The organism is Acidisoma sibiricum (genome assembly GCF_057837225.1).
In genome coordinates this window covers 403054-430000 of sequence record NZ_CM174445.1, presented here as the reverse complement: position 1 = coordinate 430000, position 26947 = coordinate 403054, and the positions used below count along the sequence as shown (strand labels likewise).

Sequence of the window (26947 nt, the reverse complement as noted above, 5' to 3'; positions counted from 1 at the left end):
TCGCCGAAAGTCCAAGGGTTCCTGCGCAAGGTTAATCCGCGCAGGGTTAGCCGGCCCCTAAGGTGAGGGCGAAAGCCGTAGTCGATGGGAATCAGGTGAATATTCCTGAGCCTGCTGGAAGTGACGAATGCAAGATGTTGTCGGGGCTTATTGGATTGTCCCGGCTTTTTGCGCATTCCAGGAAATAGCTCCAGCATATAGACCGTACCCGAAACCGACACAGGTGGACTGGTAGAGAATACCAAGGCGCTTGAGAGAACCATATCGAAGGAACTAGGCAAATTGCTCGCGTAACTTCGGGATAAGCGAGACCCGTTTGTGGGCAACCATGGGCGGGTGGCACAGAGCAGGGGGTAGCGACTGTTTAGTAAAAACACAGGGCTCTGCGAAATCGAGAGATGACGTATAGGGTCTGACGCCTGCCCGGTGCCGGAAGGTTAAGAGGAGGTGTGCAAGCACTGAATTGAAGCCCCGGTAAACGGCGGCCGTAACTATAACGGTCCTAAGGTAGCGAAATTCCTTGTCGGGTAAGTTCCGACCTGCACGAATGGCGTAACGACTTCCCCACTGTCTCCGGTATGGGCTCAGCGAAATTGAATTCCCCGTGAAGATGCGGGGTACCCGCGGTCAGACGGAAAGACCCTATGAACCTTTACTGCAGCTTTGCAGTGGCATCAGGGGAGCACTGTGTAGGATAGGTGGGAGGCTTTGAAGCCCGGGCGCTAGCTCAGGTGGAGCCATCCTTGAAATACCACCCTGGGCGCTTCTGATGTCTAACTGAGACCGGTTATCCCGGTTCAGGACCCTGCATGGTGGGCAGTTTGACTGGGGCGGTCGCCTCCCAAAGTGTAACGGAGGCGCGCGATGGTGGGCTCAGGCCGGTCGGACATCGGCTGCTGAGTGCAATGGCATAAGCCCGCCTGACTGTGAGAGCGACAGCTCGATCAGAGACGAAAGTCGGCCATAGTGATCCGGTGGTCCCGCGTGGAAGGGCCATCGCTCAACGGATAAAAGGTACTCTAGGGATAACAGGCTGATCTCCCCCAAGAGTCCACATCGACGGGGAGGTTTGGCACCTCGATGTCGGCTCATCACATCCTGGGGCTGGAGCAGGTCCCAAGGGTTCGGCTGTTCGCCGATTAAAGTGGTACGTGAGCTGGGTTTAGAACGTCGTGAGACAGTTCGGTCCCTATCTGCCGTGGGTGAAGGAGACTTGAGAGGATTTGTCCCTAGTACGAGAGGACCGGGATGAACATACCTCTGGTGTACCGGTTGTCGCGCCAGCGGCACAGCCGGGTAGCTAAGTATGGACGGGATAACCGCTGAAAGCATCTAAGCGGGAAACCCACCTCAAAACGAGGTCTCCCTGAGGGTCGTGGTAGACCACCACGTCGATAGGCCGGATGTGAAAGCGCGGTAACGCGTTCAGCTAACCGGTCCTAATCACCCGATAGGCTCATTACACTCACCATCCTGCACAGCAATCATCCAAGCTTTTTGATTTTTGGCCCGCCGCCGCCTATCCAACCCGGCAGGCCAAAAATAGAGAAATGGAACCGCATAAACGCACATCCCTCTCTCTCGCTCGTTCATCGGCGCCTGCGCCGATGAAACCTCGCCAAACCCCGTTCACACACCACCATACAAAGGGTGGGTTGGACGACCTGGTGGCCATAGCGGGGAGCCTGCACCCGATCCCATCCCGAACTCGGCCGTGAAATTCCCCAGCGCCCATGGTACTGCGTCTTAAGGCGCGGGAGAGTAGGTCGCCGCCAGGTCTTCCAACCCACCCTTTGTCATACCTTCCCCTGCGCGCAAACCAACGCACGCAGCACCCCCGCGGGGTGGAGCAGCCCGGTAGCTCGTCAGGCTCATAACCTGAAGGTCACAGGTTCAAATCCTGTCCCCGCAACCATATCTCATCAATTTCAATCGGCCACGTCTCCGGTGCACATTGTGCGGCGCCGGGAAACAAGGCCTAGTCTTCGCTCTCAGCTTGCGAGACGGAGAAAGCGGATGCCAGATCACAGAATACCTGCGCGCGACCGGCTGGAGGCGATCTTCGCCCGTATCGCCGATCCCGGTACCGATCCGGCTATTTTTACCCGTCTCTATCATGATGCCGCCCGTGCCGCCGCAGACGAGTCCGATCGCCGCAAGCAGTCCGGCGCAAGCCGCGGCCCCCTGGATGGTGTGCTCATCAGCATCAAGGATCTGTTCGATGTCGCCGGTGAGCCGACAACCGCAGGGTCGGCCATGCTGCGCGACGCTGCGCCCGCCGCCCAGGATGCGGTGATCGTGCAGCGCCTGCGCGCGGCCGGAGCGGTTATCATCGGCAAGACCAATATGACCGAATTCGCCTATTCCGGCCTCGGCCTCAATCCGCATTGGGGCACGCCCGGCAATGCCCGCGATCCGAGCCGCGTGCCGGGTGGCTCATCCTCAGGCGCTGGTGTCGCGGCGGCGCTGGGTCTTTGCGATATCGCCATCGGCACGGATACCGGCGGGTCGGTGCGGATTCCGGCTGCGCTGAACGGGGTCACCGGCTTCAAGCCAACGGCCGCCCGGGTGCCGCGGGAAGGTGCCTTTCCGCTGTCTTATACCCTGGACTCGATTGGGCCGCTGGCCGCGGGCGTGCGCCTCTGCGCCGAGGCTGACGCGGTCATGGCGGCCGTGACCCCGCACGCGCTGGCCCCTGTGCCGCTTTCTGCCCTGACGATCGCCGTAGTCGAGGAATTCCTGGAAGGGCTGGAGCCTGCGGTCTTCCGCGCCTTTGAAGCCACGCTGCGCCAGCTCGAAAAAAGCGGCGCCCAGATCATCTGGGCCGAAATCGGCCCGCTGATCGGGGCCATGCGCACGGCGCTGGCCGACGCGCCGATTGTGCCCGTGGAGGCCGCCGAAATCCATGCCGCCCATCTGGACAGCAACCGTGCGGCGTTTGACCCCCAAGTCCTTGCCCGCATTCTGGGTGGCGTGCAGGTGACGGCACCGCGCTATGTCGCGACGCTGCGCCGTCGGCAGCAGCTGATTGCAGCGCTCGACGCTGAACTGGCCGATGGTCGCATTCTCGCCATGCCGACGGTGCCGATGGTGGCGCCAACCCTGGAATCAGTTGCGGATACGCAGGCTTTTCAGACGATCAACGGGCTCATCCTCCGCAATCCGAGCTTCGCCAATTTCTTCGACCTGTGCGGCATTTCTCTGCCGATGACGACGGAGGGCTTGCCCATGGGACTGATGCTGCTCGGACGGCACGGCACGGATAGCACCTTGCTGGCGGCGGCCCTGGCGGTCGAAACCGCGCTCGCCTGAAGGCGGCACTGGTCCAAATTCGGATCAGCTCGTTAATGTTTTTGATTTGACCCGGCTTGCTGCCACCCCCCAGAAAGGGGCGATGCGCCAGGAAAGCGTCCCCCTTACCGCTATTCGTGGCTTCGCGGCCCTATGGGTCGCGTCGCTGCATTATCAGCTCGGCATGGCCGATGTTGGCTACAGTCTGTGGCCAGGCCTCTCCCATTATGGTTACGCCGGCGTCGATATCTTCTTCATCCTCAGCGGCTTTATCATGGCTGCGGTTTATCGGGGCTTTGCCTGGCGCAATCTGGGTGCCTTCCTGACCCGGCGCGTCTTCCGCGTCTATCCGATGCATCTCGCGGTGACCGCCGGCATGGTACTGCTGTGGTTCGATGCCTATCTCCGTTTCGGCGTCCATAACGAAGCGCAGCAGTTGCGCTGGCTGCCCGCCTTCGCCCTGCTGCTGCAACCCTTTCTCTATCATCGGCTGATGTGGAACGCGGTCAGCTGGTCGATTTCCGTCGAGCTTGTCTGCTACCTGCTGTTCCCGCTGGCCATCATGGCGCTGCGCCACGCAAGGCTATGGGCGCTTGTCCCGGTCATCCTGGTGCTGGCAGCGGTCGAGCATCACCTGCAAATCTATGATCTCTATGTCTGGGGGGATGGCGCGATCGCGCGCGGCCTGGTCGGCTTCGGTCTGGGCATGGCGATCAGGCTGGCCAGCGAGCGCGTGCCTGTGCCGGGTCAGGCCCTGACCACTGTGATCGAGCTGACAGGGCTCGGCGGCATCATCGGCTCAGCTGCGATCGGCGCCGGGACCTATGTGCCGATTTTTGCCGCCCTCCTGATCCTGAGCATTTCCTACGACAAGGGCGTGGTTGCCTGGGTGCTGCATGCCCGCCCCTGCCTGTGGCTCGGCAAGGTGTCTTTCTCCTTCTACCTGATCCACGAGGAGATCATCGGCCTGGCCTGGACCCGCTTTCCCGCCAGCCGCTTGCCCTTCAGCCATGGGGTCAATGGCCTGGTCTGGGTGATGGGCGTGCTGGCCGCCGGCCTGGCGCTGGCGACCCTGACCTGGCTGCTCATCGAGGAGCCGTTCCGCAAGCTCGGCGGCCGTATTGCACGCTGGATGGAGCGCAACCGTACAAGCCCTTCGGAGCCCAGGCGGGACCAAAGAAGCGAGGGGCCGAGTAGGCGCCTGCCAGCTCAGGCGCGGGAAGAGGCGGCCGCGGGCTGAGCGGGACGCGGCCTGCCTCAGTCAGCCGCGTTCTTCTGGGCCAGTCGGAACGAGGCTGCCGGATAGACGCCCAACACGCGGATTTCGCGCGAAAAGAAGGCGAGTTCCTCCAGGGCACGCCGCAGCGCGGGATGTTCAGGATGGCCTTCGACATCGCAAAGGAACTGCGTCGCGGTGAACTGACCTCCGACCATATAGCTTTCCAGCTTGGTCATATTGATGCCGTTGGTCGCGAACCCGCCAAGCGCCTTGTAGAGTGCCGCCGGCACGTTGCGGACGCGGAAGACGAAGCTCGTCATCAGCCCCGGGGCCTCGGGCGGCGGCAGGCGCGGTTCACGCGCCGCGACATAGAAGCGTGTCGTGTTGTGGGCTGCATCTTCGACATTCCGCAGCAGGATATCGAGGCCGTACAGCTCGGCCGCGAGGGATGAGGCAATGGCGCCATCCTCTATGCGGCCCCAGGAGGCGACCAGAGCGGCGCTGCCGGCGGTATCCGCCTCCACCACCGGCTGCATGCCATGGTCGCGCAGCAGCCGGCGCACCTGGCCCAGTGCCACCGCATGGCTATGGACACGCTTGATGGTGCCAAGGCTGGAGCCCGGTATGCCAAGCAGGCAATGCTCGACCCGCTCGAAATGCTCGCCGACAATGGCGAGGCCGCTATCGGGCAGCAGGGAATGGATATCCGGCACGCGTCCGGCGAGCGTATTCTCGCACGGGAGCATGGCGAGCTGGGCGCGGCCTTCGCGCACGGCGTCGATCGTCGCCTCGAAAGTCTCACAAGGAAGCGGCGCCAGCTCCGGGTGCGCCTTGCGACAGGCGAGATCGGAATAGGCGCCGGGCACGCCCTGGAATGAAATCGCACCTTGGGTCATGCCAGAATCCTCCGTCGCCGCTCAGATCCGCGGGCGATCCACACGATGACCGCGCGGTCGCTCCGCTGGTAGCCATTCCCTCTACCAGCGACAAGAAGCCTTTCGCACGCATCTCCAATCGCGGATTGCCGGGATTGTCCCGAACCAACCGCGACGAGGCGGTTTGGAGCGGATAAAAGGGCCGTCGGCGCTTGCCGATCCGCCCCAGAAGTGGTCTCTGACCGGACTATTCCTTCTCTTTCCAGACCTTAAGTGAAGCGGATTTCCTGATGGCTGTTGTGATGGATTACCTGCCGGTCGCCCTGGCCGCGGCCGATGCCGCGGCCGATGCCGTACGCCCCTATTTTCGCATGGGCCTGCAGGCCGATGACAAGGCCGACGATAGCCCGGTGACGCTTGCGGACCGGGCTGCGGAGCAGGCGATGCGCGCGGTTCTGGCTGAGCATTGCCCGGATCACGGCATCATAGGCGAGGAATTTGGCGCAACCGAGGGTGGACAAAGCGGCTTTACCTGGGTGCTGGACCCGATCGATGGCACGCGCGCCTTTATCACCGGCCGCACGACCTTCGGCACGCTCATCGCCCTGCTGCAGGACGGGGTGCCGGTCATCGGCATTATTGATCAGCCCATCACCGGCGAGCGCTGGGTGGGTGTGACCGGCCAGCCCACCGCGTTCACCGGGCCCTTGGGCGGCCGTGCCGGCTGCCGTCCCTGCCCGACGCTGCGAGAGGCCGAACTCTCCTGCACCAGTCCAGATATCTTTACGGACGAGACCCGTCCCAAGTTCGAGGGCTTGCGCCGCGCCGTGCGCCGCACCAGCTGGGGCGGGGATTGCTATGGCTTCGGGCTGCTGGCGCTCGGTCAGATCGACCTCATCGTCGAGGACGACCTCAAGCCCTGGGACTGGGCGGCGCTGGTACCTGTCGTCACCGGGGCCGGTGGCAGCGTCACCGACTGGACGGGGGCGCCGCTGCGGCTTGGCACCAGCGGGCGTGTGGTGGCCTTGGGTGACCCGGCGCTGCTGCCCAGTGTCGTCCAGCATCTGGCCTGACGAAACCGTCAGCGTCCGGCCATCTCCTGGGGCTTTCAGTTCGCACTGATTGCCCCCATTGTTTCATTGCCGTCTTGATAGCCAAGATCGTTCGGGGAGTGTGGATGCAGCGACGGACCTTTTTGGCTGCGAGCGCCGGACTTGTGGCGACGCCTTGGGCTTTGCGGGCGCAGACTGTCCCGCAGAGTGGCTATGGCGTCGGCGTTATTGCCGCGCCTGCCTTGCCAAGCGATTTCAAGAACTTCCCCTACGTCAATCCGAACGCACCCAAGGGTGGATCGGTGACCTTCAGTGAAGTCGGCGGTTTCGACAGTTTCAATCCCTTCATCATCCGGGGAACGCCGGCGGCAGGGGCCAATTACATCTGGGACACTCTGCTGCGGCCTAATTCTGACGAAGTCGACGTGGCCTATGGCCTTTTGGCCGAGAGCGTCGCCGCGGCGCCCGACCACAGCAGCGTGACCTTCACGCTGCGACCAGAAGCCAAATTCGCCGATGGATCGCCCGTTCTGGCGAGCGACGTGGTCTGGACCTTCCAGACGCTGTGCGCCAAGGGCCAGCCTCTATATCAGCAGTATTACGCCGCAGTGGATACGGCGGCTGCGACCGCTGAGCGTCAGGTTGTCTTCAGGCTTAAACCCGGCGCGCCGCGCGAAATGCCCCTGATCCTGGGCCAGCTTTCCGTGCTGCCGCAGGCTTGGTGGAAAGGGCGTGATTTCACAGCGCCCTTGACCGATCCGCCACTGGGGTCAGGCCCCTATAAGGTCGAGAGCCTGGCGCTGAACCGCTCTGTCACCTATAGGCGCCGCACCGATTACTGGGCTGCCGACTTGCCGGTGTGCCGCGGCTTCTACAATTTCGATCGCGTTACCTTCGACTATTTCGGCGATCCCGCGGTCGCGATGCAGGCCTTCAAGGCCGGCGACATTGACTTCCGTAACGAGAATATCGCCAAGAACTGGTTCACCGGCTACGATTTTCCAGCGGTTCAGAAAAAGCTGGTGAAGAAGCAGGTTTTTACAGACCGCCTGCCGACGGGCATGCAGGGCTATGGCATGAATACGCGCCGGGCGGTGTTCAGTGACCCGCGCATTCGCCAGGCCATCGCTTTTGCCTATGATTTTGAATGGGCGAACAAAGTTCTGTTCTTTGGCGGCTATCAGCGCACGCTGAGCTATTTCAGCAATAGCGACCTCGCGTCTTCCGGCGTCCCGACGGGTGCCGAATTGGCGCTGCTGGAACCCTTCCGGGCGCAATTGCCGCCCGATCTTTTTACGAAGCCCTTCACGCTGCCGGTGAATGATGGTTCGGGCAATAACCGCCCGGCACTGATAGCGGCACTGCATTTGCTGGAGCAGGCAGGATGGACGGTGCAGGACCGCAAGCTGAAGAATGCGGCCGGCGAGACCATGGCTTTTGAGATTCTGCTGAACGACCCCTCCTTCGAGCGCGTCACCCTGCCTTATGCGCAGGATCTGAAGCGGCTGGGCATCGATGTGTCGGTCCGGGTCATCGATCCTGCGCAATATCAGACCCGGATGGATAGTTTCGATTATGACATGACGGTTGTGCTCTTTCCAGAATCGGATGTCCCTGGCAGCGAGCAACGCGATTACTGGAGTTCCGCCGCCGCCAAACTGACCGGCAGCACCAACCAGATGGGCGTCTCCAGTCCGGTTGTGGATGCGCTGATCAACGCGGTGATCGCCGCGAATGACCGCGATACGCTGTATGCCGCGACCCATGCGCTCGACCGGGTTCTGCTCTGGAACTGGTATGTAGTGCCGCAATGGCATCTGGGCGCCTATCGGCTGGCTTTCTGGGATGTCTTCGGCTTTCCGACCCAGCCGCTGCGCGCCGGTTTCGATATCGACAGCTGGTGGATCGATCAGGCCAAGGCCACGATCACCGACACGCAGCGCCATCATACGAATGCGAGCTGACGTCCCGAGCTTAAACCTCATGACCGGAGACCTCGTGGCCCGCCGACCCATCAACAGACGGGGCGGCTGAGCCATGCTCGGCTATCTTCTGCGCCGACTGGCCCTGATCATTCCCACCTTGTTCGGCATCATCGCGATCAATTTCGTCGTGGTGCAATTCGCGCCCGGCGGGCCGGTCGAGCAGGAGATTGCGACGCTCAAGGCGCGCGCGGGCATGCTGCCGGGAGCAAGCGAATCGGGTGCGCCGCCAGGCGGCCTCTATCGCGGCGCGCAAGGCGTGGACCCGCATCTGGTCGCGGAAATGCGGCATATGTTCGGCTTCGACAAGCCGCCGCTGACGCGCTTTCTGCTGATGCTGAAGGGCTATCTGACACTCAATCTCGGCCAGAGCTTCTTCCTTGGCCAATCTGTCTGGAGCCTGATCCTGCAGCGCATACCGGTCAGCATATCGCTCGGCCTGTGGTCGACACTGCTGATTTATCTGATCTCGATCCCGCTCGGCATCGCCAAGGCAACGCGGGACGGCAGCCGCTTCGATCTGGTGACGACGCTGATCGTGCTGATCGGCTACGCCATTCCCGGCTTTCTCTTCGCCATCATGCTGATTGTGGTCTTCGCAGGCGGCACCGCCTTCCAGTGGTTTCCGCTGCGCGGATTGACGACGGTGGGATCGGCCGCCTGGAGCTGGCCGGCGCGGATAGGTGATTACGCCTGGCACATGGTGCTGCCGACGGTCGCCATGGTGGTCGGCGGTTTCGCGAGCCTGACGATGCTGACCAAGAACTGTTTTCTGGAAGAGGTCGGCAAGCATTATGTCCTTACGGCGCGGGCGAAGGGCGCGAGCAACCTGCGGGTGCTGTACGGCCATGTGTTCCGCAATGCGATGCTGCTGATCGTGGCAGGGTTCCCAGCCGCTTTCATCAGCATCCTGTTCACCTCCGCCCTGCTGATCGAAATCATCTTCTCGCTCAACGGCATGGGGCAGTTGGGCTATCAGGCCGCCTTGCAACGCGATTACCCGGTTATGTTCGGCACGCTGTATGTTTTCTCCCTGCTGGGCCTGTTGATGCAGATCGTGGGGGATATCCTGTACACCGTGGTCGATCCCCGCATCGATTTTTCGGCCCGGCGCTGAGGCGAGATGGCGCGCTGGACCCTCTCCCCGCTCAACCGGCGCCGGCTCGCCGCCTTTCGCGCCCACCGCCGTGGCTTCTATGCCTTTTGGGTCTTTCTCGTTCTGTTTGCCATCAGCCTGTGCGCGAATGTGGTGGCGACCGACCGGCCGCTGCTGATCCGCTTCGACGGGCATTTCCTCTGCCCTGTGCTGCACGACTATAGCGAGGACCGCTTCGGCCCGGACTTCATGCCGACGGAAGCCGATTATTCAGATCCCGATGTGGCGGCCGCCATCCGCGCCCATGGCTGGATGATCTGGCCGCTGATTCCCTTCAGCTACAATACGACGGTGACCAGTCTGGGCGGTCCTGCGCCGTCGCCGCCCTCCTGGCGCAACTGGCTGGGCACGGATGACCAGGCGCGGGACGTGCTGGCGCGCGTTATCTACGGCTTCCGCATTTCCGTGCTGTTTGGTTTCACGCTCACAGCGCTAGCGTCCGCCATCGGTATCCTGGCCGGTGCTGTGCAAGGCTACTACGGCGGCCTGACCGATCTGCTGTTTCAGCGCTTCATCGAAATCTGGTCCGGTCTGCCGGATCTGTTCATGCTCATTATCCTGTCCTCGATCATCGCCCCGTCCTTCTGGGTGCTGCTGCTGTTTCTGCTGCTGTTCAACTGGATCAATCTGACGGGCGTGGTGCGGGCGGAATTTCTGCGCGGCCGCACGCTGGATTACGTCCGTGCGGCGAAAGCCCTGGGCGTGTCCGATTTCGCCGTCATGCGCCGGCATATTCTGCCCAATGCCATGGTCGCAACGCTGACCTTTCTGCCTTTCACCCTGTCAGGCTCCGTCACGATCCTGGCCAGCCTGGACTTCCTGGGCTTCGGCCTGCCGCCCGGCTCGCCCTCGCTGGGGGAACTCGTCTCGCAGGGCCGGGACAATTTGCAGGCGCCCTGGCTTGGCATCACCGCCTTTGTCGTGCTTGGTGGATTGCTCATCCTGCTGGTCTTTGTGGGTGAAGCGGTGCGGGATGCCTTCAACCCCCGGAAGACAGGTTTCCGATGAGTCTTGTTGTTGTAGAGGGATTGTCCGTCTCCTTCGGGGACCGCGCCGTGGTGCAGGACGTGTCCTTCACGGTTGCCGCCGGCGAGACGCTGGCGCTCGTCGGTGAAAGTGGGTCCGGCAAGTCGCTGACGGCCTTGTCCATGCTGCGCCTTCTGCCGCCGGGCTCGACGGTCGCCTCGGGCCGAATCGAAATCGAAGGCAACGAGATCACCGGCATGCGGGAGGCCGATCTGCGCCGCATCCGCGGCGGCCGCGTCGGCATGATCTTCCAGGAGCCCATGACCAGCCTCAACCCGCTGCATCGCGTGGGACGCCAGGTGGCGGAAGCCGTGCGTCTGCACAGCAAGGCCGGTCTCGGCCGCGATGGCTTGCGCCGCCGCGCGATCACCTTGCTGGAACAGGCCGGCTTTGCGGATGCCGAACATCGCTTGGACGCGTTTCCGCACCAGCTTTCAGGTGGGCAGCGCCAGCGCGTGATGATCGCGATCGCGCTTGCCAATGACCCGGCGCTGCTGATCGCCGACGAGCCGACGACGGCGCTGGATGTCACCATCGAAGCGCAGATCCTGGCGCTCCTCGACGCGCAGAAGGCCGCGCGCGGCCTGGGGCTGCTGCTGATTACGCATGACCTGGGCATCGTGAAGCAGCATGCCGACCGGGTGGCCGTGATGAAGGCCGGACGGATCGTCGAGACCGGGACGGTTGCAGAGATTTTCGCCAGACCAAGTCACCCCTATACGCGCATGCTGCTGGCGTCCGAGCCCAAAGGCGGCCCGTCACCGGTCGCGGCCACGGCAAAGCCGGTCATCAGCGCCGAGAATCTCAGTGTCCGCTTCGCGATACGTCGCGGCGTCATGCGCCGCTCCGTGGACCATGTCGCGGCGGTCGACGATGTCTCGCTTATGGTCAGGGAAGGCGAGACCGTCGGTCTGGTCGGCGAAAGCGGCTCCGGCAAGACAACGACGGGTTTCGCCATGCTGGGACTGGAGCAGGCGCAGGGCCGTATTCTGTTCGCGGGCCAGAACATCGCGGAGCTGGCCGAGCGGAAGCGCCGCAGCTTGCGCGCCGATATGCAGATCGTCTTCCAGGACCCTTATGGCAGCCTGTCACCGCGGCTGACGGTGCAGGAGATCATCGCCGAAGGGCTGAAGGTGCATTTCCCCAAGCTCAGCCGGGCGGAGCGGCATGAGCGGGTGGCCGCCGTGCTGCATGAGGTCGGGCTGCCGCAGACCGCCCTTGAGCGCTATCCGCATGAATTCTCGGGCGGGCAGCGCCAGCGCATTTCCATCGCCCGCGCCATGGTGCTGGAGCCGCGATTCGTGGTGCTGGATGAGCCGACCAGCGCGCTGGACCGATCGGTGCAGACGCAGATCGTCGATCTGCTGCGCCGGCTACAGGCCGACCACGGCCTCGCTTATCTGTTCATCAGCCACGATCTGCGGATTGTACGCGCGCTAGCCCATCGCATCATCGTGCTGCGGCGGGGCCGCGTGGTGGAGGAGGGGCCGGCAGAGCGCATCTTCGCCGAGCCGCACCAGGATTACACGCGGGCGCTGATTGCGGCGGCCTTTGAGGGCCGCGCTATCGCGACAAATCTCGACGAGCCGGAAGCGCCCGAATTGGTGGATTGATTTTCTGTCTGATGCGCGAGCGAGATCCGCGCGTCAGATTGCGATGCGGACGCCGAGTTCGACGACGCGGTCGCTGGGGATGCGGAAGAACTCCGTCGCGGGCACGGCATTGCGTGACAGAACCAGGAACAGCCACAGGCGCCAGAAGGAGAGTTTGGGCACGAGCGCCGGGACGATGACCTCACGCCCCAGGAAGTAGCTCGTCTGCATGGCGTCAAAAGGCACGCCCTGCACGCGCAGCTCTTCCAAGGCCCGTGGAATATTGGGGCTTTCCTTGAAGCCGTATTTGACCGTCACGCGGTTGATCTGGGGCGCCAGTTCCTCAACCTCCAGCCGCTCATGCAAGGGCACTTCCGGTACGTCAGCCGTCTGCACGGTGACGAGAAACACCCGCTCGTGCAGGACCTTATTGTGCTTGAGATTGTGGAGCAGGGCATTGGGCACATAGGCGCCGTTGCCGGTGAGAAAGACAGCGGTGCCCGGTACCCGGATGATGCGGGAGGCGGGCAGCCGCGCCAGAAAGGAATTCAGCGGCAGACTGTCCTGTTTCCAGCGCTGCAGCATCAGCTCGCGGCCGCGCTTCCAGCTTGTCATCGTCGCCATCAGCACGATCGCGACTGCAATCGGCACCCAGCCGCCCTCCGGCACCTTTAGCAGGTTGGAGATGAAGAAAATCGCGTCGAGGACGAAGAAGAGACCAAAGACGCCGAGCACCGCGGAGCGGGACCATTTGAACTGACGGCGAAAGACCAGGGCGGCGAGGATCGTCGTGCAGGTGAAAGTGCCCGTGACCGCGACGCCATAGGCCGAGGCCAGCGAGGCGCTGCTTTTGAAGGCGAGGACGAGCACCAGCACACCGATCAGCAGCATGGTATTGACCTGCGGGACATAGATCTGGCCCTCCTCGGTCTCGCTGGTATGGCGCACGATCATGCGGGGAATGAAGCCGAGCTGCACGCATTGGCGGGCGACCGAATAGGCGCCCGAGATCATGGCCTGGCTCGCGATGACGGTCGCGGCGGTTGCCAGAATGACCATGGGCACGCGCAGCACTGGCGGACAGAGCAGGAAGAACGGATTGTCGAGCGTATTGGGGTCACGCAGGACAAGCGCGCCCTGGCCGAAGTAATTGAGCGCCAGGCAGGGCAGCACGAAGAAAGTCCAGGCGCGCTGGATCGGCTTGCGGCCGAAATGGCCCATATCGGCGTAGAGCGCTTCGGCGCCGGTCACGGCCAGAACCACCGAGCCGAGAGTCACAAACGTGACGAGACCATGGTTCATGGCGAAAAACACCACGTAGCTCGGCGATAAGGCGCGCAGAACCGAGGGGTTGTGCACGATCTGCACCAGCCCGAGGGCGCCGATCGACAGAAACCAGATGGCCATGACCGGGCCGAAGATGCGGCCGATCGTGGCCGTGCCGCGATACTGGAAGGCGAACAGCAGGCCGATGACCAGAACAGACAACGGCAGCACGGCCGGCTTGAACAGGGGTGAGGTGACCTCAAGCCCTTCGATCGCAGACAAGACCGAGATCGCCGGGGTGATCATGCCGTCCCCGAAGAAGAGGCAGGCGCCGATGATGGCGATCAGGACCACGGCGGAGGCCACCTGAGGCCGGCGGCAGACACGCTGCGCCAGCACCATCATCGTCAGAATGCCGCCTTCGCCGTTATTGTCGGCGCGCATCACGAAGGTCACATATTTGACGGTGACGGTGATGACCAAGGCCCAGAAGATCATCGAAAGCGTGCCGAGGACAGTCGTATCGGTCATGCCGGCCCGGCCGAAAAAGGTAAGACAGGTCGAGAGCGCGTAGAGCGGGCTGGTGCCGATATCGCCATAGACGATTCCGAGAACGCCCAGGAGAAGGGCAGGGGTCACGGCATTCCGCACAGGGTGCGTGGCGTCTGCGGCGGTCGTGGTCGAGCTGTTCATCGGGTCCGTATTTTTGTCGTCGAGCGCCGGTCGTCAGCGAGAATGCGCGGGAGTCGGGTGATCGGGCGGAGCAAACTCAGAACAGAGCCTCGGTACATGGCATCCAGACAGGCAGTATCAGAGTGGTCGCGTAAACTGGGTTGGGTAGCCTGCGGCATGCAGGCCGGGGCGCAGCCAAGGCAATCCAGGTAACACCCTGCCTCTGCAATGCATCTGGACGGAGCCTTACGCTGGGATGACAGCGGAGCGCAAGCATGGCGGTGTTGCGGTTGCGAAGGACTGTGGACGCATAAACCCCTTGCAGATCAGCTTTGCCTTGCAGATTCACGCAAGATCTGCGCCTTTGCCCCGCTCCCTGCCGTGGTGAAGGCATCACCTCGGCTGTGCTTGGCCGCGCCCGGACTCCCGGAAGGTGGATACCAAGCCGATACATCCGGAGGGACATCTATGCCTCTATATGAATGCGTCGTTATAGGACGCAGCGAAATCACGCAGCAGCAGGTCGATACCCTGACTGACGTCGTCGTGGCTCAGGTTGAAGGCGAAGGCGCCCTGGTGCGCAAGCGCGAATACTGGGGTCTGCGCAGCCTTGCCTACCGTATCAAGAAGAACCGCAAGGGCCATTACGTGCTCCTCGGCCTCGAGATCGAGCCCAAGGCGCTGGCCGAAGTGGAACGCCAGCTGCGTCTGAACGAAGACGTGCTGCGCTTCATGACGATCCGCGTCGATGAGATCGACGAGGCGCCGTCCGCCGTTCTCGCGCGCAAGTCTGACGATCGCGGCTTCCGTGGGCCGAAGCCCGCTGGCCGTTTCGATAGCGGCCGCCGCCGCTATGACGACCGCGAAGAATTCCGTGCCCGCGAAGAATATCGCGGCCCGCGGGATGACGAGGATGACCGCGGTCGCGGTCTGCAGGAGGAGATCTGATCCATGTCTGATTCGACAGAAGTCAATCCGGCTGCCCGTCGCGCCGCCGTTGGCGCCCGCCGCCCGTTCTACCGCCGCAAGAAGTCCTGCCCCTTCTCCGGCCCGAACGCGCCGAAGATCGACTACAAGGACGTGCGTCTGCTGTCCCGCTTCCTGAGCGAGCGCGGCAAGATCGTGCCGTCCCGCATCACGGCGGTCTCCGCCCGCAAGCAGCGTGAGCTGGCGCGGGCTATCAAGCGCGCCCGCTTCCTGGCGCTGCTCCCCTATGTTCTGAGCTGAGGGAGACCGATCATGGCAGCTATTGAAGTCATCCTGCTCCAGCGCGTTCCCAAGCTGGGCCAGATGGGCGACCGCGTGCGCGTGAAGCCGGGCTATGCCCGCAACTTCCTGCTCCCGCAGAAGAAGGCGCTGCGCGCCACCAAGGACAACGCCGCTCGCTTCGAGCAGGAGCGCGTGCACCTGGAGGCTCAGAACCTTCAGCGCCGTGAGGAAGCGCAGGCCGTGGCCGAGCGCGTGCGCGGCCTGACCGTGACCCTGATCCGTCAGGCCGGTGACAGCGGCAGCCTGTATGGCTCCGTCTCCAGCCGCGACATCGCCGAAGGTGCGACCGCCGGCGGTCTCGGCATCGATCGGTCTCAGGTCGAGCTTGATCACCCGATCAAGACGCTGGGCGTTCGTGCCGTCCGCGTCGTGCTGCATCCCGAAGTCGTGATTGACGTCAGCGTCAATGTCGCCCGTTCCACTGAGGAAGCTGAGAAGCAGCTTCGCGGTGAGGCGGTCGGTCGTGCGGCTGACGATCAGAACGAAGCGCCGGCCGATATCTTCGGCACTGAGGAAGAAGAGCCGGCCGCCTGATCAGGGCGACCTGCCGATCCACCAAAAAAGGCCGTCCGGTGAAAACCGGGCGGCCTTTTTCTTTTCTGACTCACCCTGCTTGCACCTTTGCCGAGCCTGAGCGCATTATCATTTCCGTAATGTGTAGTGGGCCCGGATTTCGCCCGGCCCGCGTCGTAAGACGAGAGAGTGGTAATGCGACAGATCCTTGATCGCCTTCTGAAACGCATGATCAGGAAGGGCGGCTTGGTCATTATCTGGCCGAATGGTGAGAAAACCTTATATGGTCCCGACAGGGACGGCGCCCATGCGATTAAGCTGACGGACGACAAGGCGGTTCGGGCGATCGTGCTCAATCCCGGCCTGGCCGTCGGCGAGCTGTATATGGACGGTCTTCTGGTGCCGGTCGATTGTTCGATCTACCAGGCGATGGAAGTGATGCTCGCCAATTTGCAGTCCGCCGGCATGAGCGCGATGCCGATCATGAATGCCCGCATGGTGCTGGGCACCATCTTCCGGCGCTTCAAGCAGCTTAACAACGCCGTCCGCTCGCGCCGCAATGTCGCGCATCATTACGATCTTAGCGGCCGGCTCTACAGCCTATTCCTGGATCGTGACCGGCAATATTCCTGCGCCTACTTCCCCCGCGGCGACGAAACCCTGGAGGAGGCGCAGCTTGCCAAGAAGCATCACATTGCGGCCAAGCTGAAGCTCGATCGTCCTGATCTCAGCGTGCTTGATATCGGTTGCGGCTGGGGTGGCATGGCGCTGACCTTGGCGCGCGACTATGGCGCGCGCGTGACCGGCATCACGCTATCGACGGAACAGCTGGCCGAAGCGCGGGCCCGCGCCGAGGCCGAAGGCCTGTCCGACCGCGTGAAGTTCGAGCTGATCGACTATCGCGCCGTGCAGGAACGCTTTGACCGCATCGTGTCCGTCGGCATGTTCGAGCATGTCGGCATAAACCATTACGCCACCTATTTCGGCATGGTGAAGCGGACGCTGAAGGATGACGGCGTTGCCCTGATCCATACCATCGGACGCAGCGACGGCCCTGGCACGACCAATGCCTGGATCGAAAAATACATCTTTCCGGGCGGCTATTCTCCGGCGCTGTCCGAAATGATGCTGCCGATCGAGCGGTCCGGCCTGATCGCGACCGATGTCGAAGTGCTGCGCCTCCATTATGCCGAGACCCTGCGCCATTGGCGCCGCCGCTTCGCGGCCAACCGGGATGCGATCCAGACGCTGTATGATGAGCGTTTCTGCCGCATGTTTGAATTCTATCTGGCGGGATCGGAACTCGCCTTCCGCTACCAGGAACATGTCAATTTCCAGGTGCAGCTGACGCGGGTGCAAACGGCCGTGCCGACGGCGCGCGACTATATTACTGAGACCGAGCACCGGATGATGAGCGCGGTGCCCGCCGCGGCCAAAGCAGAGGCCTTCGTGCCGGTGACCGCCCCCGCGGCCGCACCGGCACCGGCGGACGTCAGCGTCTCCGCCTGAAGGCCACACGGACCGGCGGGATTAGCCGATAAACCCCACACCAGGAAGGTCCAGGGGAGAGTCTGAAGCCGCGCCTAGTCTCCGATGAGATGCAGCACCACCTGCCGCCGGTGCGGGCGGGTGCGATGCTCAAACAGGAAGATGCCCTGCCAGGTACCCAGGGCGAGCTGGCCCTCGACGAGGGGAATCGTCAGCTGCGGACCGGTCAGCAGCGCGCGGATATGGGACGGCATGTCATCGGGCCCTTCCAGGGAATGGATGTAGCGCTGGCCGCCGGGCTGGCCCCGATCCTCCGGCACCAGCCGCTCGAAAGCTTCGCCGATGTCCTCCAGAACTTCGGGACTCGCGTTTTCCGTCACCGCGAGTGACGCGGATGTGTGAGCGCACCACAGCGTCAGCAGCCCCGTCTCCATCCCCTGGGCCTCCACCCAGGCCGAGACAGGCGACGTGATTTCCGTCAGCCCCTTGCCTCGCGTCTGGATGGAAAGACGATGGGTCGCCTGGCGCATGCGCTCAGACCGGCGCCGGATTGCGCTCGGTAAAGCCGCGCTGGTGCCAATAGGGATAAGGGAGGGTGACGCTGCTCGCCTGATCCAGCTTCGCGACCTGCTTGGGCGTCAGGTTCCATCCGACGGCACCGAGGTTTTGGCGCAGCTGTTCCTCGTTGCGGGCGCCGACGATGATGGTTGCGACGGTCGGCCGCTGCAGCAGCCAGTTGAGCGCGATCTGCGGCACGGTTTTGCCGGTTTCCTGCGCGATCTCGTCCATCGCGGCGACGACAGTATAGACGTGCTCGTCTGGCACCGGCGGCCCCCTATCGGCGGTCTTATGCAGGCGCGATCCTTCAGGCAGGGGCTGGCCGCGGCGGATCTTGCCGGTGAGGCGGCCCCAGCCGAGCGGACTCCAGACGACGGCGCCGACGCCTTCCTCAAGGCCGAGCGGCATCAGCTCCCACTCGTAATCGCGGCCGATGAGCGAGTAATAGGTCTGGTTCGCGACGTAGCGCGGCAGGTTGTATTTCTCGGCCACCGCCAGCGACTTCATCAGATGCCAGCCGGAAAAATTCGAGCAGCCGACGTAGCGGATCTTGCCAGCGCGCACGAGGTCATCCAGCGTCGAGAGGGTTTCCTCGACCGGCGTCATCGCGTCGAAGCCGTGCAGCTGGAAAAGGTCGATGTAATCGGTGCCGAGCCGCTTGAGGGACTGCTCGACGGACCGGATGAGGTGAAAGCGGGACGAGCCGACCTCATTGGCGCCATCCCCCGCGCGGAAGGTCGCCTTGGTCGAGATCAGGAGCTTGTCGCGGCGACCCTTGATGGCGGCGCCCAGCACTTCCTCGGCGCCACCCGCGGAATAGATATCGGCGCTGTCGAACATATTCAGCCCGGCTTCCAGGCAGATGTCGATCAGGCGGCTGGCTTCCGCGACATCGGTGGCGCCCCAGGCCTGAAAGAACTCACCACGTCCGCCAAAGGTGCCAGTACCGAAGCTCAGAACGGGCACCATGAAGCCCGACCGGCCAAGACGTCTGTGTTCCATCACCTAACCCTCCCGCAAAGGACAGAAGGCTAGCGCCAGCCTCCGTCCACGATGAAATCCTGGGCCGTTACCAGCAGGCTGTCATCCGCCGCCAGCCACAGGACCATGCGCGCGACATCGGCAGGGTGCAGGCGGTCAGGGATGCATTGTCCCGCCGCGCGCTTGGCATCGGCCTCAGGTGTCATCCACATGTTGAGCTGACGCTCGGTCATGATCCACCCCGGATAGACGGTGTTCGCCCGGATGTGATGCGGCCCGAGATCACGCGCGAGCGCCCGAGTGAGGCCGATGACCGCGGATTTAGCCGCCGTGTAGGCCGGCATCCCGCCCTGGCCGAGGAGGAAGCTGTTGGAACTCATATTGATGATCACGCCGCCTCCGGCCGCAATCATGTCATCCTTCACAGCCTGCGCGCAGAAGAACTGGTGGCGCAGGTTGGTAGCCATACGATCGTCCCAGTATTCGGGCGTGATCTCGTCGATGGCGTGACGGTCATCGCGCGCGGCGTTGTTGACGAGAACCGTAAAGCCTCCGCCGAGCTTACTGCGCAGAGACTCGATCGCGGCGCGCACCGCCGGGATGTCGCGCAGATCGACCTTTTCAAAATGGGCGACGGCATCGGCCGGCAGTTTCCCGAGCAGCGTGCTGGCCGCTGTCTCATCCAGATCGAGAAAGCCGACATGGCTGCCTTGGGCCACAAAATGCTCGACGATGCCGGCGCCGATACCCGAGGCGCCGCCTGTTACCAGAACGCGCCGTCCTTGCAGGCTGGGATAGATCGCGAAGCGGCTGCTCATCATGGTTATCCTCAGAAAATCTTGTCGAGCAGGTCGCCGAGCGGGCCGTGGCTTTTGGGTTTGACCAGCGGCGTGCTGCCATTGGCCGGGCTGAGGCCGAGGGCGGCGTTCTTTTGCAGCCGCTGGCTTTCCTGCTTGGCATCGACAATGGCGGGTTTCGCCACGGTCAGGCCGAACGGGTCCATGCGATTGCCGAGTGTCTGGCTCTTCGCGTCGCGTGCCGCCAGGACGTCGATCTGCTGCCGCACATCGGGCGGCGCGGGGGGGCCGGCCTCGGCCACGAACGCTTGATCGCCAGCCGTATTGGGCGTGGCGCCGGTCTGGGCGGCGCCGCCCAGCATGGCGTTTTCGGCCTGGACCGGAATGGCCACTTCCTGCGGGCGCGGGGCGCCCGGGCTGGGGGCCGGCAGATCCGCCGCCGCGGAGTTCAGGTCCGGCGGCATCGCGAGCTGGCTCTGCGTCGTCACCTGAAACTCGTCCGGCGGGTTACGCTGGAGGCCGAGTGTCTGCATCGTCCCGCTGGAACAGCCTGCCAGCATCAGCGGTGCCATGAGCAGCGTCCACCGCATCGTCGTCATCCTGGCCATGCCTGCGTCCCTTAGCCGCGATTCTTGGCACCCGACGCGGTCGTATCCGACCGGCCGGGCAGTAGATTGTCGATCACCAGCACGGCGACCCCGCACACGATGGCGGCATCCGCCACGTTGAAAACATACCATGAGTAGCCGAAGGCATGGGCCTGGATGAAATCAACCACGGCGCCGTAATGCAGCCGGTCGGCGACGTTGCCAAGGGCCCCCCCTGCAATTGCCCCAACGGGAAGGGCAATTATCAGGCGCTGCGTGCGGGTAAGCCATACCGCCAGCACGATCACCACGGCCAGAGCGAAGATCGCCAGACCGAGATGGGCGACGGCGCTGTCACCGGTCAGCAGGCCGAAGGTGACGCCCCGATTCCAGACCATGGTGAAGTTGAGCACGGGCAGGATCACCACTTGACCCACCTCGGGCAGGTTCAGACCGTGCAGAATCCACCATTTGCTCGCCTGATCGGCGAACAGGACGATGACGGCCGCGAGCAGGCCGGCGAGGATGATGCCTTTGCGCATGCTGGTCTCAACCGGCCGATTGGCAGGTGAGGCTGGAGGCCACGACATCCGTGCAGCGCAGGCAGAGCTTTGTCCCTGCATCCACTTCCGGCAGCACGCGCCAGCAGCGGGCGCATTTCTCGCCCGCGGCAACGGTCGCTTCGGCTGAAACCGGGTCACCCGTGACGAGATCAACGGTCGAGACGATCAGCATATCGGCCCAATCCGCGGCCGAGAGCAGCGTGTCGGAGCCGGCCGGGAAGGCGAGGGTAACGGCAGCCTGGAGAGAGGCGCCGATCTGACCAGCCTGGCGCATGGCTTCCAGCTTGGTCGTGCCCAGCCGGCGGATGTCGCGCACCTTCGCCCAGGTCTCGGCCAGCGCGTCGTCGCGCCACGCGGCCGGGATCGTCGGGAATTGCTGTGCATGGACGCTGGTTTCACTGCCGAAGCGGATCTGCCAGGCCTCCTCGGCCGTGAAGACCAGAACCGGTGCCAGCCAGGTGGCAAGGCTGCGATGCAACTGGTCCAGCACGGTGCGCACGGCGCGGCGGCGCAAACTGTCCGGCCCGTCGCAATAGAGCGCATCCTTGCGGATATCGAAGTAATAGGCTGAGAGATCGGTCGCGCAAAAATGGTGGATGGCAGGATAGACGCCGGTCCAGTCGTGATTGTCGATCGCCGCGCGCAGCAGGCCGTCCAGCTCCGACAGGCGGTGCAGCACCCAGCGCTCCAGCCCCGGCAGTTCTGCCACGGGCAGGATTTCGCTGTCCTCGAACCCGTCCAGGCTGCCGAGCAGCCAGCGCAGTGTATTGCGCAGGCGGCGATACAGCTCACCCTGCTGCTTGAGGATTTCCGGCCCGATGCTGAGATCGTCCCGCGCGTCGGCGGACATCACCCAAAGCCGGAGAATATCGGCGCCGTATTTCTCGATGACGTCCTGCGGCTCGACCCCGTTGCCGAGCGACTTGGACATCTTGCGGCCCTGCTCGTCGACCAGGAAGCCGTGTGTCAGCACGGCCTTGAAGGGCGCGCGGCCCCGGGTGCCGACCGCTTCGAGCAGGGAGGAATGGAACCAGCCGCGATGCTGGTCCGAGCCTTCCAGGTAAAGATCGGCTGGCCAGGACATGCCACGCGCTTCCAGCACGAAAGCATGGGTGGAGCCGCTTTCAAACCAGACATCGACGATGTCGCGGACCTGCTCGTACTGCGTCGGATCGTATTCATTGCCTAGGAAATCGGCGGCCGGGCGCGCGTACCAGGCATCGGCGCCTTCGGTTTTGAAGAACTCCACGACGCGGGCCATGACCGCCGGATCGCGCAAGGGCTCACCGCTGCGGCGATCGACGAAGATCGCGATCGGCACGCCCCAGGCACGCTGGCGGCTGACGCACCAGTCCGGCCGCGCGGCCACCATGCTGGCGATGCGGTTGCGGCCCTGTTCGGGGATGAATTTGGTTTCCGCAATCGCCTGAAGGGCGCGGCCGCGGATATCCTCGGGTCCGTCCATGCGGATGAACCATTGCGGCGTTGCGCGGTAGATGACAGGCGCCTTGGAACGCCAGGAATGCGGGTAGGAATGTACCAGCACATTCCGGTGCAGCAATCCGCCGGCCGCTTCCAGCGCGGCGCAAACCGGCTCTGCCGCTTTGAAGACATGGATGCCGGCGAAGAGCGGAACCCAGGCGTTATAGGTGCCGTCGTCGCCGACCGTGTCGGGAACTTCCAGCCCATGCGCGCGGCCGAGGATGAAGTCGTCCTCGCCATGGGTGGGTGCGGTATGGACGAAGCCGGTGCCGGCCTCCGTCGTCACATATTCCGCCGGCAGCATGGGCACGTCGTAATCATAGCCCTGGCCGCGCCAGGGATGCGCCGTGACGGTGCCGGCCAGATCTTCGCCCTTGAAGCTCCCCACGACGGTGTGGCCGGTGATGGCGGTTTCCTTGAGGAAAGCCTCCAGGAGTGCCGCGGCGACCATGATGCGTTCGCCGACGCGCGCGCGCGCGCCTTCGGCGGCTGCCGTGACTTCGAGCAGCAGATAATCGATTTCGGGCCCATAGGCGATGGCGCGATTGGCCGGAATCGTCCAGGGCGTCGTCGTCCAGATGACGATCGAACTGCCGGCAATCGCGGCAGGACCGCCGGAGACGACGGGGAAGCGCACCCAGATGGTGACGCTTTTATGGTCGTGATATTCGATCTCGGCTTCCGCGAGCGCCGTCTTCTCGACCGGGCTCCACATGACCGGGCGCAGGCCCCGGTAGAGCGCGCCGTTCATCAGAAAGCGGCCGATTTCGGCGGCGATCGCGGCTTCTGAGGTGAAGTCCATGGTCGCGTAGCGGTGCGCCCAATCCCCCATGATGCCGAGGCGCTTGAACTCTTCCGATTGGATTGCCAGCCATTTCTCGGCATAGGCGCGGCATTCGGCGCGGAATTGCAGGACGGGGATTTCGTCCTTGTTGCGGCCGGCCTTGCGATGGCCTTCCTCGACCTTCCATTCGATCGGCAGTCCGTGACAGTCCCAGCCGGGAATGAAATGGGCATCGAAGCCGGCCATCTGATGGGCGCGGTTGATGGCGTCCTTCAGAATTTTATTGAGTGCATGGCCGAGATGGAGATTGCCATTCGCGTAGGGAGGGCCGTCATGCAGGACGAACGGCGTCTTGCCCTTTGATTCCGCGCGCACGCTTTCCCAAAGCCCGGCCTTGTCCCAGGCGTCCAGCATGCCGGGTTCGCGCTTGGGCAGGTCGCCCTTCATCGGGAATGCGGTCCGCGGCAGGAAGACGGTCTTCCGGTAATCGGGGGCCTGATCGCGGGCGGCGGCAGCGTCTGCAGGAGTGTTTTGGGACTGTGTCACGGTATCGTTCATGGCGGCGGTATGGCCGAATTCCTGGGTGAATGCGAATCTGGAAACGGGGAAGTCGCGCTAATTCTGTAGGGGCGGAGGAGCCGCGGCGCATTCGGCGCAGAGCCCCTCGATCTCGACCGTCGCCCCGGCCGGCCGGAACCCTGCCCCCCGGGCCGCGGCATCAATGGCGGTGCGGATTCGCTCGTCGGCGATTTCAAAAACCCGGTTGCACTGGGTGCAGATGAGGAACTGGATCGCCTCGACCCCCTGGGCCTGCGCATGCGCATGTCCGCAGGGTCCATGCGCCTCCGGCTGCAGCATATGAGCGCAGCCGACGAAGGCTGAGAGGCGCTCGATCTTATGGACCAGTCCCTGGGCTGTCAGGAATTCCAGCGCCCGATAGACGGTCGGGGGTGCGGCCGGCTTGCCATCGATCCGCAGCCGGTCGAGCAAGTCATAGGCGCCGGAGGGGCGCGGGCTATCCAGAATAAGCCCAAGGACCTGCCGACGCTGCTCCGTCAGCCGCTGATGGCGACTGACGCAGAACGCCTCGGCACGCTCCAGAAGCTGCTCGGTATGCGGTGTAAAGACGGTGGCGACCATGGTGTCGCAATTCAATCGGCTTGGGGGCGAGCGTCAACCGCTGCAGGCGACGGTCTCCCCTCGCTTTGTCGCGGACCCAGATGGCGAAACGGCAGACCTTTAGCGGGTCTTCCGTTTCCGCTCAGCGCCCGTGGTGCGGGCGGCACGGAAGCTGGGCAGCCACCATTCGATCGGCTGATCATCCTGAGCGGGTTCGGTCTCAGGCAGGGGCGCGGTCTTTAAGGCGCGACGCATGGCGCCAGGCTTTTCGACCTTCGTCGCCTTGGCGGGGGCGCTGCGCTTGACGTCCGGTTCGAGTGCTGCCTCGACCTTGACCTCCGCCTCGACTTCGACCTCAGGTTCAAGCAGGGGCGCTGCCGCGCGGCGGGCCACGCGGGTCTTGCGCGCCGGCACGTCCGCGTCTGTTGCACCGAACAGATCGTTCTTGGCACTGGCAATCGCAGCCGCCGCGGCAGTGGCGGTTGCGGAGGCAAGCGCCGCCTTGGTTTCTGCGGCTTCCGTCTCCAGCTCGCTTAAGCGGCGTTCCAAAACGGAGACCGCGAGGGCCGCTTCGGCTTCGTTCTTTTCAGCCAGGTGCCGTGCAGCCTGATCTGCCATGCGCAGGCTTTCCAACTTGCTGCGCGCGTCGCGTTCTTCACGCAGCCGTTCCTCAAAAGCCATTTCAGCATGGGCTAGTTTGGTTTTGAGAGACTGAATGCTAAGATTGGCTTCGTCCAAGGCGCGTTCAGCCTTGATGCGGCCGCTGCGCTCCTCCCGCAATTCCACAGACAGGGTGTGAACACGATTTTCGCCGCCCGCTTCTGGATCGCGGCCTCTGCTCAGCATCACGACAGGCACATCGCCGTCCTGCGCGAAGCGGCGGCGCTGCGGGCGAGACGCATCATGGGCATGCGAAGCCCCTTGCTGAGCCCCATGATTTTGCGAGGCGCCGCTCTGGCCGGCAGATGCCGGTCGGCCGGAGCCGGTCAGGCCAAGGGCCAGGCGCATCCGCGCCTCGGCCGCGTCAGTAGCCTCGGCAGGCTGGTCGATATTAAGCTTCTGGGACGGCATTGTGACTCTGTCAGGTAATATGAAGGGCGTAAAAACGCGGACGAAATAGATGTCTTTAATGACGCAGCTGTAATGCGCCGCAGCATGTCGATTCGTCTTCCCTTTACTTGTAAGGAAATTCGTAGAAATGCAAGGCTGTTAATTGCAGAAAATAGAAATTTTCGGCTCCGGTGCATGACGACATTGTGCCCGGCCAGCGCGCTTTAAGTCGTATTTCAGAATGATCCGTTGAAATATTTTAAAAATATGTCGCTGTGGCCGGGATATTTTCAAACTGCTGCGCAGGCGCCTCTCAGGCGCAAGTAAAAGCAGCAATCAAATCTTAATGGACTTTTTTTATGCCGGCTGGCTCTCGGCAGCCCATTGGGCGCGCAGCTTGTCGGCGATTGCGGCGAAAGCACGGCCCGCGTCGCTGTCGGGTGCCTGGGCGACAACCGGCGTTCCGGCATCCGACATGGCACGGACTTCGGCCAGCAGTGGAATTTCGCCCAGAAAGGTCTGGCCCAGCGTCGCGGCTTCGGCACGGGCGCCCCCATGTCCAAAGATATTGGTCTGATGACCACAATTCGGGCAGCAGAAATAACTCATGTTTTCGACAAGTCCGAGGATCGGGATTTCGACCTTCTCAAACATTTTCACGGCACGCCGTGCATCGATCAACGCAATATCCTGAGGCGTGGAAACAACCACCGCCCCGGTTACTTTGGCTTTTTGTGACAAGGTCAGCTGGATATCGCCGGTGCCGGGCGGCAGATCGACGACCAGCACATCAAGCTCACCCCAGTCGACCTGCCCCAGGAATTGCTGAACCGCACCCATGATCATCGGGCCGCGCCAGATCATGGCGCTGTCTTCCTCGACCAGGAAACCCATCGACATGGCGCGCAAGCCCCAGGCCTCGACCGGGATCAGCCGATCACCGCGCACTTCCGGTCGGCGATTGGCACCCAGCATGCGCGGCAGGCTGGGGCCGTAGATATCGGCATCCATCAGTCCGACCCGCAATCCGGCGCGGGCGAGTGAGACGGCCAGATTGACCGAGACGGTCGATTTGCCGACCCCACCCTTGCCGGACCCAACGGCAATGATGCGCGCGATGCCCGGAATCGGCTGCGGTTTGGGTGCCGGCGGCCGCGCCGCGCCGCCATGGCCGTGCCCATGCCCGTCATGAGCGGCCGCGGCCGTGGGGGCGCCAGACGGGCGATGGGCGGTTAGAACCACGGTCGCATTGCGGACGCCAGGCAGACGGGCGATCGCGGCTTCGGCGGCGCGGCGCGCCTGTTCCAGACTGCTGGCCCGCGCCCGATCGACACTGAGCGTCACCTGGACCAAACCGTCCCGCGCCGTGACGCCTTCCAGCTGCGTGCCGCCCAGAAGCTCGCCCGTGCTGTCTTCCGCCCGAAATGTCGCGATCAGGTGCCGCGCCGCGGCGGCGAGCGTGTCATCGGTGTCGGCCATGCGTCTGTTCCAGCATCTATTGTCCGGGTGGCGGGCCGCTTGACGGGATCACGGTTCTTCCGCCTCATCTCGCCACGCTTGTGATCACCGGCGCGCACGCGCACAATCCCCTTTCATGTCATCTCTGTCCACCGGATGAGCTTAGA

At 63.5% G+C, this 26947-nt stretch carries 22 protein-coding genes, 1 tRNA gene and 2 rRNA genes (1 of these 25 cut by a window edge); 14 read left to right on the top strand and 11 right to left on the bottom strand.

What is annotated here, in order from left to right; all coding sequences use genetic code 11:
* The 5 genes from AC3G7M_RS02060 to AC3G7M_RS02040 all read left to right on the top strand — a co-directional run.
* Positions 1 to 1463 (top strand): 23S ribosomal RNA (locus AC3G7M_RS02060) (it extends 1277 nt beyond the left edge of the window).
* Positions 1464 to 1663: 200 nt separating this feature from the next.
* A 5S ribosomal RNA gene (gene rrf, locus AC3G7M_RS02055) occupies positions 1664 to 1778 on the top strand.
* 60 nt (positions 1779 to 1838) lie between these two features.
* Positions 1839 to 1915: transfer RNA gene (locus AC3G7M_RS02050), tRNA-Met, on the top strand.
* A 101-nt stretch (positions 1916 to 2016) separates the two neighbouring features.
* On the top strand, positions 2017 to 3312 hold the full coding sequence (locus AC3G7M_RS02045) for an amidase (RefSeq protein WP_489214080.1): 1296 nt from the start codon (positions 2017 to 2019) through the stop codon (positions 3310 to 3312).
* Between the two features lie 82 nt (positions 3313 to 3394).
* Positions 3395 to 4531 carry an acyltransferase family protein gene (locus tag AC3G7M_RS02040; protein ID WP_489214079.1) on the top strand — a complete coding sequence of 379 codons (1137 nt, stop codon included), beginning with the start codon at positions 3395 to 3397 and terminating at the stop codon, positions 4529 to 4531.
* A 17-nt stretch (positions 4532 to 4548) separates the two neighbouring features.
* On the opposite strand, the gene AC3G7M_RS02035 is transcribed toward AC3G7M_RS02040, so the two are convergent.
* Positions 4549 to 5406 (bottom strand): prephenate dehydratase, encoded by an 858-nt coding sequence (locus tag AC3G7M_RS02035; RefSeq protein WP_489214078.1) that lies wholly within the window; start codon positions 5404 to 5406, stop codon positions 4549 to 4551.
* A 269-nt stretch (positions 5407 to 5675) separates the two neighbouring features.
* Between AC3G7M_RS02035 and AC3G7M_RS02030 the strand changes: the two genes are divergently transcribed.
* From AC3G7M_RS02030 to AC3G7M_RS02010, 5 genes are all read left to right on the top strand, one after another.
* Positions 5676 to 6458 (top strand): inositol monophosphatase family protein, encoded by a 783-nt coding sequence (locus tag AC3G7M_RS02030; RefSeq protein ID WP_489214077.1) that lies wholly within the window; start codon positions 5676 to 5678, stop codon positions 6456 to 6458.
* Positions 6459 to 6562: 104 nt separating this feature from the next.
* The gene (locus AC3G7M_RS02025; protein ID WP_489214076.1) at positions 6563 to 8401 is read left to right on the top strand and encodes an extracellular solute-binding protein; all 1839 of its coding nucleotides are present in this window, start codon (positions 6563 to 6565) and stop codon (positions 8399 to 8401) included.
* A 73-nt stretch (positions 8402 to 8474) separates the two neighbouring features.
* Positions 8475 to 9536: a microcin C ABC transporter permease YejB gene (locus AC3G7M_RS02020; protein WP_489214075.1), complete on the top strand. Its 1062-nt coding sequence runs from the start codon at positions 8475 to 8477 to the stop codon at positions 9534 to 9536.
* A 6-nt stretch (positions 9537 to 9542) separates the two neighbouring features.
* Positions 9543 to 10583: an ABC transporter permease gene (locus AC3G7M_RS02015; protein ID WP_489214074.1), complete on the top strand. Its 1041-nt coding sequence runs from the start codon at positions 9543 to 9545 to the stop codon at positions 10581 to 10583.
* Positions 10580 to 12214 (top strand): ABC transporter ATP-binding protein, encoded by a 1635-nt coding sequence (locus AC3G7M_RS02010; protein ID WP_489214073.1) that lies wholly within the window; start codon positions 10580 to 10582, stop codon positions 12212 to 12214. The genes AC3G7M_RS02015 and AC3G7M_RS02010 overlap by 4 nt, the downstream gene beginning before the upstream one ends.
* A gap of 33 nt (positions 12215 to 12247) precedes the next feature.
* On the opposite strand, the gene AC3G7M_RS02005 is transcribed toward AC3G7M_RS02010, so the two are convergent.
* On the bottom strand, positions 12248 to 14152 hold the full coding sequence (locus AC3G7M_RS02005; RefSeq protein WP_489214072.1) for a potassium transporter Kup: 1905 nt from the start codon (positions 14150 to 14152) through the stop codon (positions 12248 to 12250).
* A gap of 447 nt (positions 14153 to 14599) precedes the next feature.
* Here AC3G7M_RS02005 and rpsF point away from each other — a divergent pair, with 447 nt between their 5' ends.
* The 4 genes from rpsF (at position 14600) to AC3G7M_RS01985 (ending at position 17422) form a co-directional block, all read left to right on the top strand.
* A complete protein-coding gene (gene rpsF / locus AC3G7M_RS02000) occupies positions 14600 to 15079 on the top strand; it encodes a 30S ribosomal protein S6 (RefSeq protein WP_489214071.1) in 480 nt (159 codons plus the stop codon).
* Between the two features lie 3 nt (positions 15080 to 15082).
* A complete protein-coding gene (gene rpsR / locus AC3G7M_RS01995; RefSeq protein WP_489214070.1) occupies positions 15083 to 15358 on the top strand; it encodes a 30S ribosomal protein S18 in 276 nt (91 codons plus the stop codon).
* Between the two features lie 12 nt (positions 15359 to 15370).
* A complete protein-coding gene (gene rplI / locus AC3G7M_RS01990; RefSeq protein WP_489214069.1) occupies positions 15371 to 15934 on the top strand; it encodes a 50S ribosomal protein L9 in 564 nt (187 codons plus the stop codon).
* A 174-nt stretch (positions 15935 to 16108) separates the two neighbouring features.
* Positions 16109 to 17422: a class I SAM-dependent methyltransferase gene (locus AC3G7M_RS01985; RefSeq protein ID WP_489214068.1), complete on the top strand. Its 1314-nt coding sequence runs from the start codon at positions 16109 to 16111 to the stop codon at positions 17420 to 17422.
* Between the two features lie 74 nt (positions 17423 to 17496).
* On the opposite strand, the gene AC3G7M_RS01980 is transcribed toward AC3G7M_RS01985, so the two are convergent.
* The 9 genes from AC3G7M_RS01980 to AC3G7M_RS01940 form a co-directional block, all read right to left on the bottom strand.
* Positions 17497 to 17931 (bottom strand): secondary thiamine-phosphate synthase enzyme YjbQ, encoded by a 435-nt coding sequence (locus AC3G7M_RS01980; protein ID WP_489214067.1) that lies wholly within the window; start codon positions 17929 to 17931, stop codon positions 17497 to 17499.
* Between the two features lie 4 nt (positions 17932 to 17935).
* On the bottom strand, positions 17936 to 18961 hold the full coding sequence (locus AC3G7M_RS01975; RefSeq protein WP_489214066.1) for an aldo/keto reductase: 1026 nt from the start codon (positions 18959 to 18961) through the stop codon (positions 17936 to 17938).
* A gap of 29 nt (positions 18962 to 18990) precedes the next feature.
* Positions 18991 to 19761, bottom strand: coding sequence for an SDR family NAD(P)-dependent oxidoreductase (locus tag AC3G7M_RS01970; RefSeq protein WP_489214065.1), 771 nt, complete (start codon positions 19759 to 19761; stop codon positions 18991 to 18993).
* A gap of 8 nt (positions 19762 to 19769) precedes the next feature.
* On the bottom strand, positions 19770 to 20327 hold the full coding sequence (locus AC3G7M_RS01965) for a DUF3035 domain-containing protein (RefSeq protein ID WP_489214064.1): 558 nt from the start codon (positions 20325 to 20327) through the stop codon (positions 19770 to 19772).
* A 29-nt stretch (positions 20328 to 20356) separates the two neighbouring features.
* Positions 20357 to 20866, bottom strand: coding sequence for a signal peptidase II (gene lspA, locus AC3G7M_RS01960; protein ID WP_489214063.1), 510 nt, complete (start codon positions 20864 to 20866; stop codon positions 20357 to 20359).
* 7 nt (positions 20867 to 20873) lie between these two features.
* Positions 20874 to 23699, bottom strand: coding sequence for an isoleucine--tRNA ligase (gene ileS / locus AC3G7M_RS01955; RefSeq protein ID WP_489214062.1), 2826 nt, complete (start codon positions 23697 to 23699; stop codon positions 20874 to 20876).
* A gap of 69 nt (positions 23700 to 23768) precedes the next feature.
* Positions 23769 to 24293 carry a Fur family transcriptional regulator gene (locus AC3G7M_RS01950; protein ID WP_489214061.1) on the bottom strand — a complete coding sequence of 175 codons (525 nt, stop codon included), beginning with the start codon at positions 24291 to 24293 and terminating at the stop codon, positions 23769 to 23771.
* Positions 24294 to 24392: 99 nt separating this feature from the next.
* A complete protein-coding gene (locus AC3G7M_RS01945; RefSeq protein WP_489214060.1) occupies positions 24393 to 25343 on the bottom strand; it encodes a hypothetical protein in 951 nt (316 codons plus the stop codon).
* A gap of 336 nt (positions 25344 to 25679) precedes the next feature.
* On the bottom strand, positions 25680 to 26801 hold the full coding sequence (locus AC3G7M_RS01940; protein ID WP_489214059.1) for an Mrp/NBP35 family ATP-binding protein: 1122 nt from the start codon (positions 26799 to 26801) through the stop codon (positions 25680 to 25682).
* Positions 26802 to 26947 lie beyond the last annotated feature (146 nt).

What these genes read in the sequence shown, in the direction of transcription:
- AC3G7M_RS01945 (WP_489214060.1), bottom strand. Translation starts at nt 25,343, where the DNA reads ATGCCGTCCCAGAAGCTTAATATCGACCAGCCTGCCGAGGCTACTGAC.
- AC3G7M_RS02005 (WP_489214072.1), bottom strand. Translation starts at nt 14,152, where the DNA reads ATGAACAGCTCGACCACGACCGCCGCAGACGCCACGCACCCTGTGCGG.
- AC3G7M_RS02025 (WP_489214076.1), top strand. Translation starts at nt 6,563, where the DNA reads ATGCAGCGACGGACCTTTTTGGCTGCGAGCGCCGGACTTGTGGCGACG.
- AC3G7M_RS02015 (WP_489214074.1), top strand. Translation starts at nt 9,543, where the DNA reads ATGGCGCGCTGGACCCTCTCCCCGCTCAACCGGCGCCGGCTCGCCGCC.
- AC3G7M_RS02035 (WP_489214078.1), bottom strand. Translation starts at nt 5,406, where the DNA reads ATGACCCAAGGTGCGATTTCATTCCAGGGCGTGCCCGGCGCCTATTCC.
- AC3G7M_RS02020 (WP_489214075.1), top strand. Translation starts at nt 8,475, where the DNA reads ATGCTCGGCTATCTTCTGCGCCGACTGGCCCTGATCATTCCCACCTTG.
- AC3G7M_RS01985 (WP_489214068.1), top strand. Translation starts at nt 16,109, where the DNA reads ATGCGACAGATCCTTGATCGCCTTCTGAAACGCATGATCAGGAAGGGC.
- AC3G7M_RS01970 (WP_489214065.1), bottom strand. Translation starts at nt 19,761, where the DNA reads ATGATGAGCAGCCGCTTCGCGATCTATCCCAGCCTGCAAGGACGGCGC.
- lspA (WP_489214063.1), bottom strand. Translation starts at nt 20,866, where the DNA reads ATGCGCAAAGGCATCATCCTCGCCGGCCTGCTCGCGGCCGTCATCGTC.
- rpsR (WP_489214070.1), top strand. Translation starts at nt 15,083, where the DNA reads ATGTCTGATTCGACAGAAGTCAATCCGGCTGCCCGTCGCGCCGCCGTT.
- AC3G7M_RS01965 (WP_489214064.1), bottom strand. Translation starts at nt 20,327, where the DNA reads ATGCGGTGGACGCTGCTCATGGCACCGCTGATGCTGGCAGGCTGTTCC.
- AC3G7M_RS01975 (WP_489214066.1), bottom strand. Translation starts at nt 18,961, where the DNA reads ATGGAACACAGACGTCTTGGCCGGTCGGGCTTCATGGTGCCCGTTCTG.
- AC3G7M_RS02045 (WP_489214080.1), top strand. Translation starts at nt 2,017, where the DNA reads ATGCCAGATCACAGAATACCTGCGCGCGACCGGCTGGAGGCGATCTTC.
- rplI (WP_489214069.1), top strand. Translation starts at nt 15,371, where the DNA reads ATGGCAGCTATTGAAGTCATCCTGCTCCAGCGCGTTCCCAAGCTGGGC.
- AC3G7M_RS01940 (WP_489214059.1), bottom strand. Translation starts at nt 26,801, where the DNA reads ATGGCCGACACCGATGACACGCTCGCCGCCGCGGCGCGGCACCTGATC.
- AC3G7M_RS02030 (WP_489214077.1), top strand. Translation starts at nt 5,676, where the DNA reads ATGGCTGTTGTGATGGATTACCTGCCGGTCGCCCTGGCCGCGGCCGAT.
- AC3G7M_RS01980 (WP_489214067.1), bottom strand. Translation starts at nt 17,931, where the DNA reads ATGCGCCAGGCGACCCATCGTCTTTCCATCCAGACGCGAGGCAAGGGG.
- rpsF (WP_489214071.1), top strand. Translation starts at nt 14,600, where the DNA reads ATGCCTCTATATGAATGCGTCGTTATAGGACGCAGCGAAATCACGCAG.
- AC3G7M_RS02040 (WP_489214079.1), top strand. Translation starts at nt 3,395, where the DNA reads ATGCGCCAGGAAAGCGTCCCCCTTACCGCTATTCGTGGCTTCGCGGCC.
- AC3G7M_RS01950 (WP_489214061.1), bottom strand. Translation starts at nt 24,293, where the DNA reads ATGGTCGCCACCGTCTTTACACCGCATACCGAGCAGCTTCTGGAGCGT.
- AC3G7M_RS02010 (WP_489214073.1), top strand. Translation starts at nt 10,580, where the DNA reads ATGAGTCTTGTTGTTGTAGAGGGATTGTCCGTCTCCTTCGGGGACCGC.